Origin of the sequence: Gluconobacter sp. P1D12_c (genome assembly GCF_018812105.1) — a bacterium.
Taxonomy (GTDB): domain Bacteria; phylum Pseudomonadota; class Alphaproteobacteria; order Acetobacterales; family Acetobacteraceae; genus Gluconobacter; species Gluconobacter oxydans_A.
Window position 1 is genome coordinate 257,570 of the sequence record NZ_JACSIQ010000005.1, and the last position, 19,202, is coordinate 276,771.

Below are 19,202 nucleotides of genomic sequence, written 5' to 3' on the forward strand. Positions count from 1 at the left end.
CGTTTATTTCAGATCGGCCTCAGAACGGACCGTGCATGCTGCGAGACCAGGCGGCGCAGGGCGGATAAATCTGTCAGGGTCTGGTTATGCAGCCCGCGAACGCTGTCATGAGCGGCATAGAAGCGGCGCGCGCCCGTTGCGCTGACCAGAATGGCAACGCCGAGAAAAATACCATTGATTTCGATAACTGTGGAACCAAGCATGACGTCGAACCTTAAAAGCGCCCGACATCTGTGTGCTGTCGGGAAATTACGAATGAGAAGAGAAAGAATTCCGGCTCGCGGAAAGTCGGCAACACGGGGGTTGCCAGCAGCACATTCGACACATCATCAGGATGCCCTTCCGGTGGATCAGTTCATGCTCTCATAACGGATGAAACGTCACACAGTCAACATATTACGATAAATAATAAGTGATTCGAAAAATTATAGATTATATTACTTTTATATTTAGTTTTTTAAGATCAAATTCCGTCCTGCCCTTTTCCACGTCCTGTGATACAGAAACGATATGAACAAAAAGGCCTTGTCTTCCCCCGCTCCCTTCGAAGGTTATGCCGCTCCGCGCGGTAAGGTTTACAACTCATTCCTGGAGACAGTCGGGGGCACGCCGCTCGTTGCCCTGCCCCGCCTGACGGAACAGGAAAAGCTGCAGGGGCGCCTCCTGCTGAAGCTCGAGTTCTTCAACCCGCTAGGCTCCGTCAAGGACCGTATTGGCGTTGCCATGCTCCGTGATGCCGAGGCCCGCGGGCTGATCACGCCGGGACGGACAGCCCTCATTGAGCCGACATCCGGCAATACAGGCATTTCGCTTGCATTTGCGGCTGTTGCGCTAGGCTATCGCCTGATCGTCACCATGCCGGAAAGTGCCTCCATTGAGCGGCGCAAGATGCTGCGTCTCATGGGCGCGACAACCGAGCTGACACCTGCAAATGACGGAATGGCCGGTGCCATCCGCCGGGCAGAAGAGCTGATGGAAACGCTGCCTGACGCTTGGATGCCAAGTCAGTTTGAAAATGACGCCAATCCGGCAGTTCATGAGCAGACAACCGCGTTGGAAATCTGGAACGACACTGCCGGGCAAGTGGATATGGTTGTAGCCGGACTGGGCACTGGCGGCACGGCCTCAGGAATTGCGCACGGCCTCAAGAAACACAACAAGGCGATCAAGGTCTTTGGTGTAGAACCACGGGAAAGCGCCGTTCTACATGGTGATGAACCTGGCCCCCACGGTATTCAGGGTATTGGCCCCGGATTCCAGCCGGATACGCTGGATCTGCGGGCACTGGATAGCGTGATTGAGGTTTCAGAGCAGGAATCGCTGACAACAGCGCGTCTTTGCGCCGCCGTCGAAGGCATTCCCATCGGAATTTCCTCTGGCGCCGCACTCTATGCTGGCATGACTTTGGCCAAGAAAACCGCCAATCGCGGCAAGACGATTGTTGTTATTGCCCCGTCTTTTGCGGAGCGTTATCTCTCCACACAGCTTTTCGACGGACTGGCCTAAAAACGTTCAATAAAATAACTTTATAATATAGTTATTTTATTGAAATCTGATTTATGTTCGTTATTAATCCAGATCACAAATCCTGATCGGGAATTGTCTCCCGGTCAGGTTTCTGGAGGCTTTGAGCATGAACCTTTTCTCTGGCCGCGCAACTGCTCTGGACCTAGCAGCGAGTGCTCGAGCGCTTTGCTTTCAGCACTCGTCTGAAGAGACGGTTCTTGCCGCCGAATTTCATCACATCAAAACACAGTTCACGCCTTTGCTTGTGCCAGGGCTTTTCGGTTCCGGACAGCACCACTGGCAGACCCGATGGGAAACTGCTTTTGGCCTCCCTCGCCTGCATCAGGCAGACTGGGAAAACCCGACCCCGGAAGAGTGGGACGCTGCACTGACGCAGGCCATTCAGCAGGCAGAAAAACCTGTCCTTCTGATCGCCCATAGCCTCGGTGCGGTCCTGACCATGCGGTGGCTCGCACAGCATGAGTCATCCAATGTCGCTGGTGCGTTCCTCGTCGCGCCAGCGGATATTGATCATACGACGCACCCGGAAGCATCTCGCATCAAAGCGTTTGCTCCACTTTCAGAGGCTCCCTCTCCGGTTCCCGTCGCCATGATGGCCAGCCGGAACGATCAGTGGCTTTCCAACGATCGTGCCCGGCTACTGGCACAACGGTGGCAGGCTGAATTTACGGATGCCGGTCTGACAGGACATGTGGGGAGTAATGATTTTCTGGGGCTCTGGAGCCATGGCGCCAGAACCCTTATCTCCTTTGTTCAGCGCCGCCTCACGGCACCAGCTCAGTGAGAGTGTGGTTTCCAGCGGTTCAGAAGCAGGGAATTGCTAACGACAGAGACTGAGCTCATAGCCATGGCTGCACCCGCGACAATCGGGTTCAGCATGCCCAGCGCGGCCAGTGGCAGACCCAGAACGTTGTAGATAAAGGCAAAGAACAAATTCTGCCGGATCTTCGAAAGTGTAGCCCTGGAGAGGGAAATGGCATCCAGAACGGCCGCCAATTCACTCTTCATAAGCACGACATCTGCCGTATCCAACGCAACGGCAGAACCGGCCCCTACGGCAAAGCCCACGTCCGCTGCGGCCAGGGCCGGTGCATCATTGATGCCATCCCCGACCATCCCCACAACGGCACCTTCAGCACGATATTTCGTCACGCTCTCAGCCTTGTGCTGCGGCAAAACACCAGCGAGGTAATCATCCACGCCAACCTGCCGCGCAACAACAGCTGCGGCACGCTCATTATCGCCCGTCAGCATGACAACCTTGATTCCACGTGCCTTCAGCGCTGTAACCGTTGAAATGGCATCCGGGCGAAGACCATCCCCCAACGCGACGATGCCAAGCAGGCGTCCTCCCGTGGCGACCGCAATTACGGTCTGCCCTTCATTTTCGAGCGCCGCCACAGGAAGAGCATCCAGGCTGTAGCCGGCCTGCGTGAGATAGCGCGGAGATCCGAGCAAAGCTGCCTCTCCGTCAATCTGTGCCTCAACGCCCAGGCCTGGGATGGCCTTGAACCCATCCACACTCAAAATCGTCGCACGGTGAGCTGAGGCATAGTCCACGATAGCCCGAGCCAGAGGATGCTCGGAATTCTGCTCCAGCGATGTGGCTACGGCCAGCAGACGGTCAGCCGAAACGCCCTCAGCAGGATGCAAACTGGTAACAGTCGGGCGACCTTGCGTCAGGGTTCCAGTCTTATCAAGAATGATTGTTGTAAGTTTTTCGGCTTGTTCCAGCGCATCGGCATTCCGGAACAGAATACCATTCTGGGCCCCTCGCCCTGTCCCGACCATGATGGCCGTCGGTGTAGCCAGACCAAGCGAGCAGGGACAGGCAATGACGAGAACAGAAACCGCTGAAATCAGGCTCCATGTCATGGAACCCGTCACCAGCCATCCGATCAGGAATGTCGCGACAGCAAATGCGACAACGGCGGGAACAAAGATGCCGGAAACACGGTCTGCCAGTCTCTGGACATTTGCCTTCGATCCCTGCGCCTGCTCGACCATACGAACAATCCGCGCGAGAGCTGTATCCGAGCCAACACCTGTTGCCTTCACCCGAAGCATACCGTTCGCGTTGATCGTCCCGCCGAAAACTTCACTCCCGGCCTGCTTCAGAACCGGTACGCTTTCGCCCGTCAGCATGGCTTCGTTCACATCGGACGCACCATCCAGCACTTCGCCATCTACCGGGACACTCTCGCCCGGCCGGACGACAAAGATGTCTCCGGTGTGCATATCAGCTACCGCACGATCAACCAGAACACCGTCCCGCTCGACATGTGCGGTTTGCGGCTGAAGCTGCAACAGGCTTTCAATTCCCGCGCTAGTACGCACTTTGGCGCGCGTTTCCATCAGCTTGCCGAGTGAAATCAGAGTGATGATTGCACCACTGGCTTCAAAATAAACTGGCTGGGGCAAGTGCAGAATCGCGACGACGGCACTGAACAGATACGCGATGCTCGTTCCCAGAACGACCAGCACATCCATGTTCGCCGATCCGCCCCGAACTGCATTCCAGGCCCGGCGATAAAGATGAGCGCCACAGACGAACTGAACCAGCGTCGCACTTACAAACTGAACAGCAAGCGGGACTGTCTCCATACGCCCCAGCAACATGCCGAACATCTCAATGAAAAGCGGCAATGCAAGTACAAATGTCAGCAGAAAGCGGTTTCGCTCCCGACGCCACACAGCTTCACGCTTTGCCTTCGGATCTTCGCGCTTGCCTTCATCCAGACGGGATGCCCCAAATCCAGCCTTGGCGATTTTGGTCGCAAGATCGTCAGGCGTCACAATGCCTGGAACATAAGTCACATGGGCGCGTTCAGCAGCGTAATTCACGCTTCCCTGCACGGACGGCATCCGGTTCAGAACCTTTTCAATCCGTGCAGCGCAGGCAGCGCAGGTCATGCCGGTAATTGCGAAGTCTACACTTTGCTCGTTCACCGAGAAGCCGGCTTTGCGCACTGCGGCAATAACGTCCCCGACTGTGGTGCCTGAGCCTTCCAGTTCGACCTGCGCACGCTCAGACGCAAAATTGACAGCTGCCTGAACACCGTCCTTGCGGTTCAGAACTTTCTCGATCCGCGCAGCGCAGGCCGCACAGGTCATTCCACCAACTGGAAAACTGACCGTTTGTGACATCTGGGACTCTCCTGAGCGGACGGAATTCGCGAAGCCACAGGCTCCAAAACAAAGGGGGATAATATACCCCCATATGGTATTATAAAAGACGCTGAACAGTTACGCTTTTTTCGCGAAGAATCATTTCCTGGCCATGAAATGCTTTGAGGGCTGCGTGATGCGCAACACTGATGAGGGTGATGTGAGGCAGGCATTCAAGGAGGCGCGCATAAAGATCAGCCTCGTTCTTCTCATCCAGAGCAGACGTTGCTTCATCGAGGAACAACGTGGACGGTCGAGCAAGAAAAACCCGAGCAAATGCCAGTCGTTGCTGCTCTCCCGGAGATAACACGTCTCCCCAGGCCGCTTCATTCTCTAGGTCTGGCATAAGAAACTCCAGATTTGCCGCCAGAAGCGCCTCCTCACAGGCGTCACGGGCATAGCGATCCGGGGTTGCTGGATAGCTAAGAGCCTGAAGCAAAGAGCCAGTCGGAACATAACTGCGCTGAGGCAGGAACATGGCATCGCGCATGTTGAAAGAAATATGCCCCGTCCCCTGCGTCCACAGTCCAGCAAGAGCCCGTAGCATGGTGCTCTTCCCTGCCCCGGATGGCCCGCTAATGAACCATCGCTCTCCCGCAGGAATATGGAGGCTTCCTATATCCGCGATGCGAGAGCCATCAGAGCGATCCAGAGACAGAGCTTTGATTTCAATCCCGTCTGCATCCGTCGGCGTCCGCACGATGCCACCAGCCGGAAGGCTCACAACAACACGCTCAAACTCCCCCAGACGCTGAAGGATGGAGCGAAGCGTTGCCAGATCCGTGTAATTTTCGATGAACCATTGCAGGCTTCGGCGGACATTCATGAATGCTGAATTGATTCGCGAATACAGACCAAACGTCAGAGCATGTGCCAGCAGCTTCGGCACAAGCAGCGCCCACAAAACGATATTAACGCCACCCGTATAGAGTTCGACCACAGTATTGGCGCGCCAGGTATAGGTCATGACGCTGCGCCAGTTTTTGGCAATACGGTTCAGGCATTCGGACAGACGGAAGTGCTCCGCAGCCTCTCCACCATAGAACGCGATCTGTTCCGCGTTGCGGCGAACATCCAGCAAGGTCGCGCGTAAATCAGCATCGTAATGCTGCTGACGATAATTAGCACTTACGAGGGGGCCGCCTGCTTTCTCAAGCACGAACGAAACCAGAAGAATGGAAATCGTCGTTCCAAAGAACATGTATCCCGGGATGACGATGTGCCAACCATGCCAGACAAATGAGAGCGTTCCACCAATTGTCCAAAGCACGACCGCAAAGGACAAAAAGGTTGTAACAGCCTGAATGGCTTCCAGCCCGAGGCGGAGCGTCCAGACGGTCATCTGGGCCAGATCATCGGCAATACGCTGATCCGGGTTATCCGCCCGGTTCTGACCATGTTCCAGATGATAATAGGCGTCATCAGAAAGGTATTTGCGCAGATAGACCCGGGTATTCCACAGGCGCCAGCGCATGGAGAGCACCTGTGTCATATATTGCTGGATGACTCTCATTCCTGCGCTAAGCGACGTCATCAGAATATAAATGGGCAGTAACGCAATGCAGGCCGCAACACGGTACGCGAACATCGTGTCAAAAAAGGTCTGGTCCCATTTTCCAAACCACACCGCGACCTGAACATCCAGGAAGGATAAGCCGATAATGCTGCCCAGAAGGCCCAGCGCCTTCCAGCGATCTTCCGACCGCCAGTAGGGGAGCAGAACCTTCCAGTCAGAAAGAGAATGTGGGGGTGTCGGGTGTTCAGTATGTGCCACGAAGCGTTGCCATGAAACTGCGGGGAGCGGCCGGGAAGTTAAACTGCCAGACGCCGCTGGCACGTTCGTAATAATAGCGGTCTGTCAGGTTATAGGCGTTCAACTGAAGTTTGAGATGCTTGTTGAACCGGTATCCAATGACGCTGTCGAGCGTCATGTAACCGCCCTGAACTGTCGTGGCATAACTGCCCCGAAGATTGCTGTAGGCGTCCAGCCCGACACCAAAGTTCAGTCCTTTCAGGCGACCTTGCTGCACATTGTAATGCACCCAGGACTTGAACATGTGATGCGGTGAGAAAACACCCCCGAAGTCTGAAACTTTCGGATTGGAAACCTTGGTATCCAGATATGTGTATCCGATGGAGACATCCAGTCCCGGGAGGATCTGGCCATCCACCTGCGCTTCCCAGCCTTGCCGACGGATTGGGCCGGTCGTGATGTAAAAGCTGGTATGATCCGGGTCCTGAACAGGCTGGTTCACACTCTCCATACGAAACAGAGCTGTCGAAATATTAAGGCGCCCGTGGAAGTACTCGCCTTTAAAACCCGTTTCGACCTGATTGCCCTGCTGCGGCGTCAAACCTTCTCCGTTGAAAGTCAGCCGCCCCACAGAAGGTGTGAAGATGCTGGCATAACTGGCGTACCAGGAGAGGTTGGGCGTGATCTGATACACCGTGCCGAGATAAGGCGTCAGTTGGCCATGAATATTCGCCGTGGTTTTCCATGGGCTTTCCGGAGACGGACTGCCATCCCGCGTCTTTTCGGAAAAGCGTGACACCCGGCCGCCAAGAATCAGCGAAAGATGATGGATCAGCTCAAGGCGTAGCTGACCATAGAACCCCCACTGATAAGCATTGTCGTCTGTGCCTTCAGCCCCGTCCGCCGGGTTATAGGTAATACTGCCTGCGGCCGGTTTCTTTACGACCGCCGTATTGTTGATGCTGACATCAGAGTAGAGCGCATCTGAATTTACAGCTCCATAGGCAACGTGTGTGTTGTAGGCGTTATAATTAAAGCCCAGCAGCAAATGATGCGTCCGGTGCAGAAGGCGGAAGCTGCCTGTTGCGTAGATGTCCGCGGATCTGGAGGTGTTTGTGCCCCGGTATGGAAAGTTTCCAGCGTCCTTGTAGGTCAGGCGCCCTGTCTGGGTATCAATGTTGGTCCAAGGCTCATTATAAAGCGTGTTGTAGCTTTGGTCGTAGAATGTCCCACGTGCTGTGACGCTCCAGTCGCCCCAGAACTTCTGCGTCAACGAGGCGATCGTCTGCTGCGTCATGTAATTGCTGTAACCCCACGGTGGCGTGGGGTTCGCATCGCGCCCGCCATACCAGAGCGTCCGCGTGGTCGTGACGGGGAGCCCGTAATAGGGTGCATCAATATTCTGCTTCTGGGCTGCATGAGACACAAGGAATGTGGTGGACGGTGTAATGTCCCATTCCAAAGCGCCATAAGCCTGCCACATCCGATTATGAGCATACTTGTAGAAGTAATCATTATCCTGAAAGACGTCGGCCGTACGAAACCGTAGCGTTTTGGAGCGATTGAGCGGAACGGTCAGGTCAATATCGGCGCGATAATTATTGAAGCTACCAACCGAGGCACTTCCGCTTGCAGCAAAATCCTTGCCGGGCTTTTTTGTCACCTGATTGACAACGCCGCCAGCTCCGCCAGCACCCTGCAATAGTCCAGCCGATCCGCGCATAACCTCGATCCTGTCAAACATAGACAGGTCAAAACTTGCATTGTTCAGCGTTCCAGCAGCGTTCGGCGTATTATCGATGGACGTCGTGAGCTGATAGCCGCGTGAATAGAAATTACTGTTTGCGGTAGAACCGGGAAGAACGCGGATGCCATTAATCTGCCGCATGGCGTCCGTCATCGTCAGCATGTTGGAATCTTCCATGCGCTGCTGTGTGATGACAGAAATAGAGTGCGGAATATCCTTCAATGCGACGAGCGTTTTACCCCATGCCTCTACGGCGGGTGCGGTATAGGAGCGTGGCGTTCCATAAACACGCAGGTTTTCTGTTCCGCCATCCACGGTCAAGGCCAGATCGGGGCTTTGGGCCACGGGTGCTTCAGCAATAGCGGCTGTAGTTTCCGGAGAAACCATCGGCTTCCCGCAGACCTGCCGTCCCCCCGCATCTTTGTGCTGAATGCGGCAATGAGACATTTTCTGGCGTGTTTTCTCTCCGCGTTCCGCAGCCTGAGCATCAGGAGCGGAGCCCATCAGGACAGTCCCGCAAAGAAGGGCAGACCCGGAGACCGAGAACTTCAGGAAACGTCTGGATGCGTCAATTCCGTGATGTGTCATAAAACCTGCCCAGAAAAAATAACTCTGCCGCACAATTTGTTTCGATTTGACAATATAACGCTGCAGCATGACACCCGGACTGGTTTCACAGATTGAACCGGGTGTTGTGTACCGTGCGCCTCTCTGAATGAGAAGGCGACGCGCGTTAGGAAACCAGGTCGAACCCTGTCTCTTCAACAGTTTCGGCCAGCCCCACAGGAGTTGCCACGTCGGGATCGTACGCCACCGTAACCTGTCCGCCAGCCAGTACGACTGTAACCGATGAGACGCCGCTCACGTGTTCCAGCGCTTCGCGCAAACGCTTGGCACATCCCTCGCAGGACATTCCTTCCACTTTGAGATGTGCGATCTGCGTCATGGTCATTTTCCTTCCGGTTTGTTCAGTATCCTTGGAATACTGCGATTCTTTCATACCCCTGTCAGGTATATGTTTTTCTCCTATGCGGTTTCCGGGCGGTTTTGAAATTAAAATCGTTAATATAACGTATTAAATAATGTGTACGGCTGGGGGGTATCCAAGAGAAATCCTGTCTTCCTCCTTTTTGTGTGTGCTCTGTGGGTAAAATCTCTCTTCCATTCATTCCCTGCCTGGGTATAGGGTCATTGCAGGAAGCAGGCGAAAGGATATCCAGACGCCTGTGGAAGACAGGGATCTGTGATGCTCAAAACGCATACCCGGACATGGCTTGGCATCATTGCCTGCCTGCTGATGCAGGTGGGACTGATGGCTGGTGCCTTTCCGGCGCATGCAGCATCCCGGGCACACGCCATGGCCATGACGCACTGCGCATCCATGACTCACAAGACGTCTGATGCCTGCGACAAGCACAGTATGCCGGGCCTCGGAACTCCCATTCTCCATGATCATCATCGCGCGGGGCATGGACAAGGCTGCTGCCACATCCATTCCGTGTCGGCCGAGCCTCTATTGACGCTTGCGAACACACCCTCGTTGTCGGCGCATCCTGCAATTGCCAGACGCTTTGCCAAAACAGGCCACACATCGTTGTCTGGAACAGACTGGATTCCAACGCCCCCTCCCCCCAAACAGCTGATTTCCTGAAACGACCCGATCCGCAGCTTTGCTGCGGCTGGAGTGTGCATCCGTACGCTCCGGTTTTCCTGCACCGTTTCCCGGTTTTCAGCTGATGTCCAATTCATTCGACCCCATACGCCCCCTGACGCGGCGGCGTTTTGTTACGAGCCTCGGTGCGGGAGCGTGCTTGGGCGCCCTGCCTCACAAAGCACAAGCGAGCACTCGCACGTCTACAGGCCTTCTGCCTTTAACCCCTTCCAATGTCTGGGATCTGAAGGTCAGCCGAACGCATATTTCTCTCGATGGAAAATCCATGCACGCCCCCAGTATCGGTGGAACAGTGCCTGGCCCCATCCTGCGCTGGAAACAGGGCGAAACCGTCACACTGAACGTCTCAAACGCGCTGGATGAAACAACGTCGATCCATTGGCACGGCATCCGCGTCCCGTCCAATATGGATGGCGTGCCAGGCCTAAGCTTTGCGGGCATCCCACCGGGCGAGACTTTCAGCTATCGCTTTCGCCTGCATCAGAGCGGCACATACTGGTATCACAGCCATTCCAACATGCAGGAAGCGATGGGACTGTATGGCGCCATCGTCATTGACCCCATTCGTCCTGATCCGAATGCCTGCGACCGGGATTATGTCATCTTTCTGGGAGAATGGACGGATGTCATGCCGCATGACATCGTCAGCAATCTCAAAATGCAGGATGACTATTACGTCTTCCGTCAACGAACAGCCGCATCCTTTCCCAAAGAAGCCCGTGATGCGGGGAGCGCCATGGCCGCTCTGAAGGACCGGCTTGCCTGGTCCCGGATGAACATGGCCGCAACCGATATCGCAGATGTTTCAGGCGCTATCTACACCTATACATTGAACGGCAACGCGCCAGACATGAACTGGAACGGCCTGTTCCGCCCAGGCGAGCGTGTGCGTCTGCGCTTCATCAATGGCGCCACCATGACGCTGTTTGACGTGCGGATTCCGGGTCTCGAAATGCTCGTCGTTCAGGCGGACGGCAACGACGTAGAACCAGTTCCGGTTGATGAATTCCGCATTGGCGTGGCGGAGACATATGACGTCATCGTTCAACCCAAGGAAGACCGGGCCTATACGATCTTTGCTCAAAGCGAAGACCGAACGGGCTTTGCCCGCGGCACACTGGCGCCTCGCTCGGGCATGAGTGCACTGATTCCGCCCATGGATCCACGCCCCGTCCGCACCATGGTCGACATGGGTATGGGCAACATGAAACCGGGAGAGAGCATGGACCACATGGCGATGCCCGGAATGGACCACGGCACGGACATGAAGAACATACCTGGAATGGATATGTCTCACATGGACATGAGCCATATGGGTCATATGTCCATGTCAAAGATGGAAATCGACGATCCTGGGCCGCCGCCGATTAATGTCGAAAACCAGAACGTCGCGATGATGCCGATTGATCGGACAAACAGCCCAGGGGATGGACTGGAAAACAATGGCCGACGCGTCCTGAATTATGGGCAGCTTCGCGCGACACGCCCGGGCGCAGACCGCAGGCCTCCATCACGGGAGATCATCCTGCATCTAACGGGAAACATGGATCGTTATATCTGGGGCTTTAATGGCCGAAAATTCTCAGAGTCCGGACCAATCCGCCTCAAAAAAGGAGAGCGGGTCCGCTTCACACTGATCAATGACACCATGATGGAGCACCCGATCCATCTGCATGGCCTGTGGAGTGAACTGGAGAATGGCCAAGGCGATTATCGCCCTTACAAGCACACCATCATTTCACAACCGGGATCTCGCATGAGCTATCTCGTGACGGCAGATGTTCCCGGCATGTGGGCCTATCACTGTCATCTGCTCTATCACATGGATCTGGGCATGTTTCGCACCGTGGTGGTGTCATGAAAGCCGCATGGGCAGCAACCATGCTTCTGGCTGGAACCGGTATGGCTCATGCCGAAGACACAACGCAGTATCACGCCGCGGATGCTCCGGTTCCGGGCGCGGTCACGCATCTTGACAACATCATGCCTGTGATGATGGACCAAAGCAGCTGGTTCCATGGCATTCTGGAGCAGGCAGAAGGGCGCTATGCCCCCGCCGGCACTGATTTCCGCTGGGACGGTGAAGTCTGGTACGGCACCGATTATGACCGACTCTGGATCAAGTCTGAAGGTACGCTTGAGAAAGGACGCCTGAGCGATGGCCAGCAGGATATTCTCTACAGCCGTGCCATTTCCACATACTGGAACCTTCAGGGAGGCGTGCGTGTTGACTTGGATGATGGCCCGACCCGGACGTGGGGGGCCTTCGGTATTCAAGGGCTGGCCTTATACCAGTTCGAGTTTCAGGCTACGGGGTATGTCAGTGACCGTGGGCGCTTTGGTGCCCGCGTCGAGGGATCATACGACTTCCTGCTGACCAATCGTCTTATTCTCCAGCCTCAGGCGGAGTTCAATCTCTATACGAAGTCTGATCCAGCCCGGCAGGCAGGCGCAGGCTTGTCAGACGTCGATGCCGGGCTCAGGCTTCGTTACGAGCTATGGCGAAAATTCGCGCCTTATGTGGGCGTCACATATTCCGGCCATCTGACACAGGCTCGCAGGATCGTACGGGATCAGGGCGAGAAGCCCGGCTCGGTACGCTTCAGCCTCGGCATCAGAAGCTGGTTCTGATCTTCATTTTTCAGGAGTTCTCATAATGAAAAAAGCTCTTCTCACCGCCTCTGCTCTTCTGTTCGCCACAGCGGCATATGCTGCCCCCACCCAGACACCCGAGCCAAAGGCGCCTGTGGCCGTAAAGGCAGATCCTCTGGCAGGCCTGACCATGGATCAGCAGATGGAACTCTGCGAGCACCTTGAAACTCTCAAGACGCAGAGCAAACCCTTAACTCCGAAGATGCAGCAGCAGCTCAAGGCCTGTCAGGCGATGAGCATGGACGCTCCTTCTGACACAGCCCCGGACGCGACACAGGACCGCTAAATCCACCTATGGAAAAGAGGAGGCGTCAGCGCATCATCCGGCGCACGACCTGCAAAAGCTCGTCAATCGCCTCTTCGCCGCCGTCCGTCTGCACGGCTTTCCTGACACAACCATTAGCGTGCGTGGACAGGATCTGGATGGAAACACCATCAAGCGCGGATTTGATGGCAGAGATCTGTGTGAGAATATCAACGCAGTAACGGTCATCCTGAACCATGTTCAGGATACCACCAACCTGACCCTCGATCCGACGAATGCGGTTCAGCAGCGCCTTCTTCTGAGGCTGCTCGACGCGCTTCTCACCGGGTATCTCACTGGTGGCACAATGCACACAGCCGTCTGCCGGAATCTCGTCTTCTCTCGTCATACTCTTCATAGGTCACGGCTCCTCTGCGGTCATGCGAAGGCGTTCATAGCATCTCCACGCTCATTCCGACCATTCAGCCCTATCAGACGGGCTCTTTCTGGCGTTCTTGAGGCGGCCCACATGATATCACGCAAGAAAAATCCTGAGGCACACAGTCAATAAGTAAACTGTGGATGCAAATAATTCTCATCTCTCTCTTTTCGCTCCCGCTGGATGAGCCTATCTAGGGAAACGGCCAGCACACCCAAGGGAGAGCTGGGAGGCACTGGGATAAGAAACTGATGTGGTATCTGAATACACTCTCCAAAGGAGATCATGCCATTATTGATCGGGTCGAAGAGCTGACACTGGCAGACCCCATTTCTGCCCGCCTCGGTGAACTTGGCTTTGTTCCGGGCGAGAGAGTGGAAATTGTGGCGACCGGCCCAATCGGCGCAGACCCCATTGCTGTTAGTCTTGGCACATCCCGTTTTGCGCTCCGCAAAGGAGAAGCCGCGCGTATTGTTCTGCGCCGCCCAGTCTGACCATCATAATGACGTCTCCCGACTCTCCGTCTTCTGCGGTTCATGTGTTACAGACTGCCCTGGTTGGAAATCCGAACTGCGGCAAGACTTCGCTTTTCAACCAGCTAACCGGGAGCCGTCAGAAAGTAGCGAATTACGCTGGCGTCACTGTCGAGCGAAAAGAAGGCTTTTTCTCCACGCCGCAAGGTCGCCCGATCCGCGTTCTGGATCTTCCTGGCGCTTACAGTCTGGCATCTACGAGCCCGGATGAGGACGTCACGCGAGATGTCTGCCTGGGACAGCACCGCACGGAGAAACGCCCCGAACTTCTGATCAGCGTTATTTCTGCAACCAATCTTCGGCTGCATCTGCGCTTTCTGCTCGAACTTCGTCAGCTTGAAGTGCCCGTAATCGTTGCGCTCAACATGATGGATGAAGCCAAGCGCAATGGCATGACCATTGATATTGCCGGGCTTGAGCAAGAACTGGGCATGCCGATTGTGCCTGTCATCAGCTTGAACAGGCAGGGTGTTCAGCCTCTATTGGAAGCTTTGGACCGCCCTCTTCCACCCCCACCAAAAGCACTTGCCTCGGACGCGGACCTTCATGCCGAAGTCCGCCGTCTGCTTCAGGCTTATGTTACGGATCGCTCTGCTGGTCATGCCCGTTTAGTTGATCGACTGGATCGCTGGTTCCTGCACCCTGTCTGGGGCCCGGTCATCCTCCTGGTCGTGCTGTTCGTAATGTTCCAGACAGTCTTTGCCTGGGCACAACCTCTCATGGATGCCTTGGAAAGTGGCATTACCCTGCTTGGGGAGTTCATTCTCAGACCACTGCCTGACGGTGTCTTGCGGAGCTTACTAGCTGATGGCGTTATCGCGGGCGCGGGAACAGTCATTGTTTTCCTCCCGCAAATTCTGATTCTCTTCCTGTGGATTCTGGCCCTGGAAGAATCTGGATATCTGCCCCGTGCAGCATTCCTTCTGGACCGTGTCATGGCTTTGGCCGGACTGAGTGGCCGGTCTTTCATCCCGCTTCTCTCCAGCTTTGCCTGCGCCATTCCCGGCATTATGGCCGCACGCACCATTCAGAATCCCCGGGATCGACTGGTCACAATCCTGATTGCTCCCCTCATGACGTGCTCTGCACGTCTACCAGTTTACACGCTGCTGATTGGCGCATTCATCCCGCACAAAACAGTTCTCGGGATTTTTGGAATTCAGGGTCTGGTTCTGTTTGGACTCTATGCCCTGGCGATCATCAGCGGCATCATCGCTGCCCGCATCATGACGCGTGGCGTCAAATCAGAAGAACATCCACTCCTTCTGGAGCTCCCCCCGTATCGGCGCCCTAATCTCAAGAGCTTAGCGCTCGGTCTGTGGCAACGTGCCGTGATGTTCCTGTCACGGGTTGGCACCATCATTGTATCGCTGAATGTCCTGCTCTGGGGGCTATCCAGTTTCCCACTTCCCCCCGCCGGTGCGACCGGCGCTGCTATTGACTACAGCCTTGCGGGCCGGATTGGCCACCTGATGCTACCGATTTTTGCTCCCATCGGTTTCAACTGGCAGATCTGCGTTTCCCTGATTCCCGGCCTCGCTGCACGTGAAGTCGCCGTCAGCGCGCTTGCAACAGTCTATGCACTTGGGGTGAGTGAAGACGCTGCATCCGCGAAGCTTCTGCCACTTCTTTCCAGCCAATGGAGTATTGCTACCGCTCTCTCGCTGCTGGCGTGGTATGTTTATGCTCCACAATGCATCTCGACTCTAGCTGTCATGCGACGGGAAACCCGGTCCATGAAAGTCGTTCTGGGAGCAACAGCGTATCTTTTTGGTTTGGCATATGTCGCAGCCTTCATCGTCTATCACGTCGCTAAGGCTGTCACAGGAGACGCATGATGATTGAAACAATCGTTGCCGTGCTACTGGTCAGTATCGCAGCACTCTATTGGTATGCACGTCTTTTCCCAGCAAGCTGGAGACGCCTGAAAACTGCGTGCGGGTTACAATCTCGCACCCCTGTTGCTATCCCGTCAAAAGGATGCAGCAGTTGCAGAGCTTGCAGTGGAAAAGCAGGAGGTTGCCACTGAGAGCTATTCAGACTGAGGAACAACCTAATATTAATCTATATTTCTCTGGTCATAAGACCAAGTAGAGCTTTGCATTCCTGCGGAACAAATCTAAACAATCTGACCCCTCCTCGGTAAGATTGATATATTCTTGTTCAAAATAAAATTTCGATCGAATATATTTCCCGATATCATACGGGCTTACATATTCCCGACCGTACTGGGAAGTGTTCTGGCTTTATGGACGTTTCCTGTTTCCCTTATCTCAGGGAAACTTCCGCCCGTTGTTCATGCGGATAGGGGCGACGTTATCCAGCACATGATTGGGCAAGCCTATTTTTTAAAACAGGACTGGCATTGGCCTCTCTTTGTGGCAGATCGGCTCGTAAGCCCTGCAGGCACCAATATCGCAATGACAGATAGCATTCCTCTCGAGGCTTTGCTCCTCAAAAGTGTGCATATTTTCTTTCCAGGAGTACAGCAGGGCATCACATTATTTCTCGCCGTATGCTGGTTTCTTCAACCCGTCTGTGCTGTGTTCGCATTACGGGCAATGGGCGAGAAAAACCTACTCCCAGCAATTAGCATCAGCCTGCTTAGCGCCTGCTTTCCAACCTTTCTGGCTAGAATTAATCACTCGGCCCTTTGCGCTCACTGGATACTTCTTCTCGCCTTAGGCCTCTATTTTAAAGCTCTCGAGCTTCAAAATAGGGGGCGCTTCTGGCCGTTATGGCTCCTGGCAGTACTCACAGACTTAACTCTTCTAATTCACCCTTACCTGATGGTGATGGTAGGAGCTCTTTTGGGGGCAGTCTCTCTTTCAACTTTCTTCAGAAAAGAGCATTGGAAAATTAGCTGGGTCAGTATGGTCGCAATACTGCTTAGCGGTAGCTGTCTTTTATTAACTGGAAAAATATTTGACTACTGGGGCGGCGCAAGTGGCGGGGGATATGGTGTTTATTCCATGAACCTCGCATCTCCACTTTGGCCAGCCCATTCCAGTCTATTTCTGCATGCGACCCAAGAGCAAATCGACGCCACAGGGGGCCAATACGAAGGATACCAGTACTTGGGAGCGGGCGTTCTTTTCCTCATAATTATTCTGGCATGTCAGAGACGTACATGGACCTTACTACGTGACAGCTTACTTCGAAATATTGGCCTTTTACTGGCATGTATTTCTCTGACAGGAATTGCTGTTTCGAATAAAATGTATTTTTTCCATACTCTAATTGTGCAGACTCACTTTATGGTCCCAGGTGCTGAACAGATGCGATCATCGGGACGTATGTTTTGGCCAGTCGCATACATCATTTTGCTTGGGGCAGTTGGAAACACATACAAAATATGGCCTCGTGCCGCACCCACGCTATTAGGGATAGCTGTGATACTTCAATGGGTAGACACACGAAATTTACGCTTTCAAGACCGTGCTACTGAAGCCAGTCTCTTCAGACCCTCAGTGGAAAAAGATAATCGCCTATTCGAAATAATGCAGAAATTTGACCATATAGAAATTTATCCCCGCCTAGAATGCGACGCAACGGGACTGAAAGAAAATATGCCAATTATTTATGCTTCTGCCTATCAAAATGCCTCCATTAATACGATGTATACAGCGCGATCTCTGCCAGAAGGAGGATGTCATCTGGCACAGGAAAGACCTCACACTCTGGACAACAACACCCTTGTTATTTTTAATGGCACTCACCGCGTTACAAAAGCCTTATCATGGACCAATCGCACGCAAGTCAATTGTGGAGCACTAAACACTTTCGTTCTTTGTACCGGGATACAGCACTCGCTTAAGCTTGCTCCTATATCTTTACCAATACCACTCCCCCTTAATCAGATTATTTCCATGTCATCAAGCAATCCCCTACACTCAGAAGTGTTGGAAAGTGGATGGGCAGGTTCAGAAAAGTGGGGAACTTGGAATGAAGGAAACCAAGCATTTCTATTTTTTATTATGCCAAAAAATATCAAGAAAATTACGGTCACTCTCAGCCTTCGGTCGGCTCCCGGCACACCCAAACATGTGAAAATATTTTCAAACGATAAATATTTAGATAATTGGTCTATATCTCAACAAGAGAAATACTATTCATTAAATTTTATAGTTCCTAAAAATAATAATGTTCACTTAAGGATGGAGATTGATCGCGTTACAAAAATTAAGGAAGACCCTCGCGCCTTAGGAATTGGTATTTCTAGTATAAAATTATCATACCCATAATAAATAGATTTAGTTATATCTTTTCCTTAAAATATAAATAGGCCTTTGTTTTGTTTCCATATATATACGGCCTATATATTCCCCCATCATTCCTATACTTATTATCTGAACACTACTAAAAAGTACAATCGCCGCAAAAAGAGATGCATAACCTGGAACGGAGTTACCAAAAAAAAATGTACGAATGACAATAAAAAATCCATACAAAAGCGAACATAATGCTCCCATTGTTCCCAAGTAAGTCCAAAGGCGAATAGGAATAGTAGAAAAGCTTGTGAAACCCTCTAAAGCAAAATTCCAAAGAGAAAAAATAGAAAATTTAGTTTCACCCTCGGCACGAGGTGTCCGAACATAATCAATCATAACCGTTCGGAACCCCACCCAAGCAAATAAACCCTTCATAAACCTCTGTCTCTCAGGAAGTCTCTTAAGGGCCTCTACAACACATCGATCCATCAAACGAAAATCACCAACGTTTTCAGGAATTTGAACGTGGGAAATTTTACTGTGGAGATCATAGAACCATGCTGCTGTCCTACGTTTGAGCCCACTATCAGATGAACGATCAACTCTTCTTCCAAGTACAGCCTCAGCCCCTTCGCGCCAAGCCTTCACCATCTGAGAAATAACTTCCGGAGGATCTTGGAGGTCAGCATCAATGATAACCACAGCATCAGTATCGGAGGCGTCCAATCCAGCTGTTAAAGCAGCTTCCTTTCCAAAGTTTCGCGAGAGTTCAAGAATTTGAAACCGTGGATCTTCAGATGAGAGAGCTACCAATTGGTCTAGTGTTGCGTCTTTACTTCCATCATCAATGCAAATGATGGTCCAATTTACGCAAGAGATTTCGTCCAGAACAGGAATGACCTTATCTGCAAAAACTGGGACCAAACCTTCTTCGTTATAAAAAGGAACAATTAAAGAAATAGTTTGTACCACGGAAATCACACTCCTCAAGAAATTCAACGATCTCCAAAAAACAGGCCACCTATTATCGTTAATAAGTCATAAAAAATATTTTTAGTACATCTCTAGCATTAATATAAATATTATTGCTGCCCTATTGGATGCTGTCGGATCATCTCTTGTTATTCATGCTTTGCCTGATGATTATCAGAGTCAACCGATTGGTGGTTCGGGGTCTCGCGTGATTTGTGGTGTGGTTCGGTAGAGCGCAACAAAAAACCCCGCCAAGTCAGCGACTTAGCGGGGTTTTTAGGGTG

General features: G+C 53.0%; 17 protein-coding genes. 10 read left to right on the plus strand and 7 right to left on the minus strand.

The genetic code is table 11. From position 1 onward, the window contains the following. Positions 1-8: 8 nt before the first annotated feature. Positions 9-203, minus strand: a complete 195-nt coding sequence (locus KP705_RS07970; RefSeq protein WP_046900203.1) for a hypothetical protein — start codon at positions 201-203, stop codon at positions 9-11. A gap of 307 nt (positions 204-510) precedes the next feature. Here KP705_RS07970 and cysK point away from each other — a divergent pair, with 307 nt between their 5' ends. Together cysK and KP705_RS07980 are read left to right on the plus strand one after the other, a co-directional pair. Continuing rightward, entirely contained in the window at positions 511-1,506 is a 996-nt protein-coding gene (cysK, locus tag KP705_RS07975; RefSeq protein WP_046900204.1) for a cysteine synthase A, read from the plus strand. Between the two features lie 127 nt (positions 1,507-1,633). Continuing rightward, positions 1,634-2,311 carry an alpha/beta hydrolase gene (locus KP705_RS07980; RefSeq protein WP_046900205.1) on the plus strand — a complete coding sequence of 226 codons (678 nt, stop codon included), beginning with the start codon at positions 1,634-1,636 and terminating at the stop codon, positions 2,309-2,311. On the opposite strand, the gene KP705_RS07985 is transcribed toward KP705_RS07980, so the two are convergent. The 4 genes from KP705_RS07985 to KP705_RS08000 all read right to left on the minus strand — a co-directional run bounded on the left by KP705_RS07985 (position 2,305) and on the right by KP705_RS08000 (position 9,141). Further along, positions 2,305-4,674, minus strand: a complete 2,370-nt coding sequence (locus KP705_RS07985) for a heavy metal translocating P-type ATPase (protein WP_046900206.1) — start codon at positions 4,672-4,674, stop codon at positions 2,305-2,307. The genes KP705_RS07980 and KP705_RS07985 overlap by 7 nt on opposite strands. A 79-nt stretch (positions 4,675-4,753) precedes the next feature. Next, entirely contained in the window at positions 4,754-6,469 is a 1,716-nt protein-coding gene (locus KP705_RS07990) for an ABC transporter ATP-binding protein/permease (protein ID WP_064273496.1), read from the minus strand. Continuing rightward, on the minus strand, positions 6,456-8,852 hold the full coding sequence (locus KP705_RS07995; RefSeq protein WP_046900207.1) for a TonB-dependent siderophore receptor: 2,397 nt from the start codon (positions 8,850-8,852) through the stop codon (positions 6,456-6,458). The genes KP705_RS07990 and KP705_RS07995 overlap by 14 nt, the downstream gene beginning before the upstream one ends. 76 nt (positions 8,853-8,928) lie before the next feature. After that, entirely contained in the window at positions 8,929-9,141 is a 213-nt protein-coding gene (locus KP705_RS08000; RefSeq protein WP_046900912.1) for a heavy-metal-associated domain-containing protein, read from the minus strand. Positions 9,142-9,441: 300 nt separating this feature from the next. Here KP705_RS08000 and KP705_RS08005 point away from each other — a divergent pair, with 300 nt between their 5' ends. The 4 genes from KP705_RS08005 to KP705_RS08020 all read left to right on the plus strand — a co-directional run bounded on the left by KP705_RS08005 (position 9,442) and on the right by KP705_RS08020 (position 12,805). Further along, a complete protein-coding gene (locus tag KP705_RS08005; protein ID WP_046900208.1) occupies positions 9,442-9,846 on the plus strand; it encodes a hypothetical protein in 405 nt (134 codons plus the stop codon). Between the two features lie 85 nt (positions 9,847-9,931). Next, on the plus strand, positions 9,932-11,728 hold the full coding sequence (locus tag KP705_RS08010; RefSeq protein ID WP_046900913.1) for a copper resistance system multicopper oxidase: 1,797 nt from the start codon (positions 9,932-9,934) through the stop codon (positions 11,726-11,728). A 20-nt stretch (positions 11,729-11,748) separates the two neighbouring features. Beyond that, positions 11,749-12,498 (plus strand): copper resistance protein B, encoded by a 750-nt coding sequence (locus tag KP705_RS08015; RefSeq protein WP_152659224.1) that lies wholly within the window; start codon positions 11,749-11,751, stop codon positions 12,496-12,498. Between the two features lie 25 nt (positions 12,499-12,523). Further along, a complete protein-coding gene (locus tag KP705_RS08020; RefSeq protein WP_046900210.1) occupies positions 12,524-12,805 on the plus strand; it encodes a hypothetical protein in 282 nt (93 codons plus the stop codon). Positions 12,806-12,830: 25 nt separating this feature from the next. Here the strand turns inward: KP705_RS08020 and KP705_RS08025 are convergent, their stop codons facing one another. Next, entirely contained in the window at positions 12,831-13,172 is a 342-nt protein-coding gene (locus KP705_RS08025; RefSeq protein ID WP_046900914.1) for a metal-sensitive transcriptional regulator, read from the minus strand. Positions 13,173-13,453: 281 nt separating this feature from the next. Between KP705_RS08025 and KP705_RS08030 the strand changes: the two genes are divergently transcribed. The 3 genes from KP705_RS08030 to KP705_RS08040 all read left to right on the plus strand — a co-directional run bounded on the left by KP705_RS08030 (position 13,454) and on the right by KP705_RS08040 (position 17,979). Beyond that, complete coding sequence (locus KP705_RS08030; protein WP_046900211.1) at positions 13,454-13,696, plus strand: FeoA family protein; 243 nt, start codon at positions 13,454-13,456, stop codon at positions 13,694-13,696. Between the two features lie 8 nt (positions 13,697-13,704). Next, entirely contained in the window at positions 13,705-15,573 is a 1,869-nt protein-coding gene (locus KP705_RS08035; protein ID WP_215764276.1) for a ferrous iron transporter B, read from the plus strand. A gap of 489 nt (positions 15,574-16,062) precedes the next feature. After that, on the plus strand, positions 16,063-17,979 hold the full coding sequence (locus KP705_RS08040) for a DUF6311 domain-containing protein (RefSeq protein WP_215764277.1): 1,917 nt from the start codon (positions 16,063-16,065) through the stop codon (positions 17,977-17,979). 9 nt (positions 17,980-17,988) lie between these two features. On the opposite strand, the gene KP705_RS08045 is transcribed toward KP705_RS08040, so the two are convergent. Next, positions 17,989-18,918: a glycosyltransferase family 2 protein gene (locus KP705_RS08045; RefSeq protein ID WP_152659211.1), complete on the minus strand. Its 930-nt coding sequence runs from the start codon at positions 18,916-18,918 to the stop codon at positions 17,989-17,991. Between the two features lie 124 nt (positions 18,919-19,042). Between KP705_RS08045 and KP705_RS08050 the strand changes: the two genes are divergently transcribed. Next, positions 19,043-19,150, plus strand: coding sequence for a superoxide dismutase family protein (locus KP705_RS08050; RefSeq protein WP_374195559.1), 108 nt, complete (start codon positions 19,043-19,045; stop codon positions 19,148-19,150). Positions 19,151-19,202 lie beyond the last annotated feature (52 nt).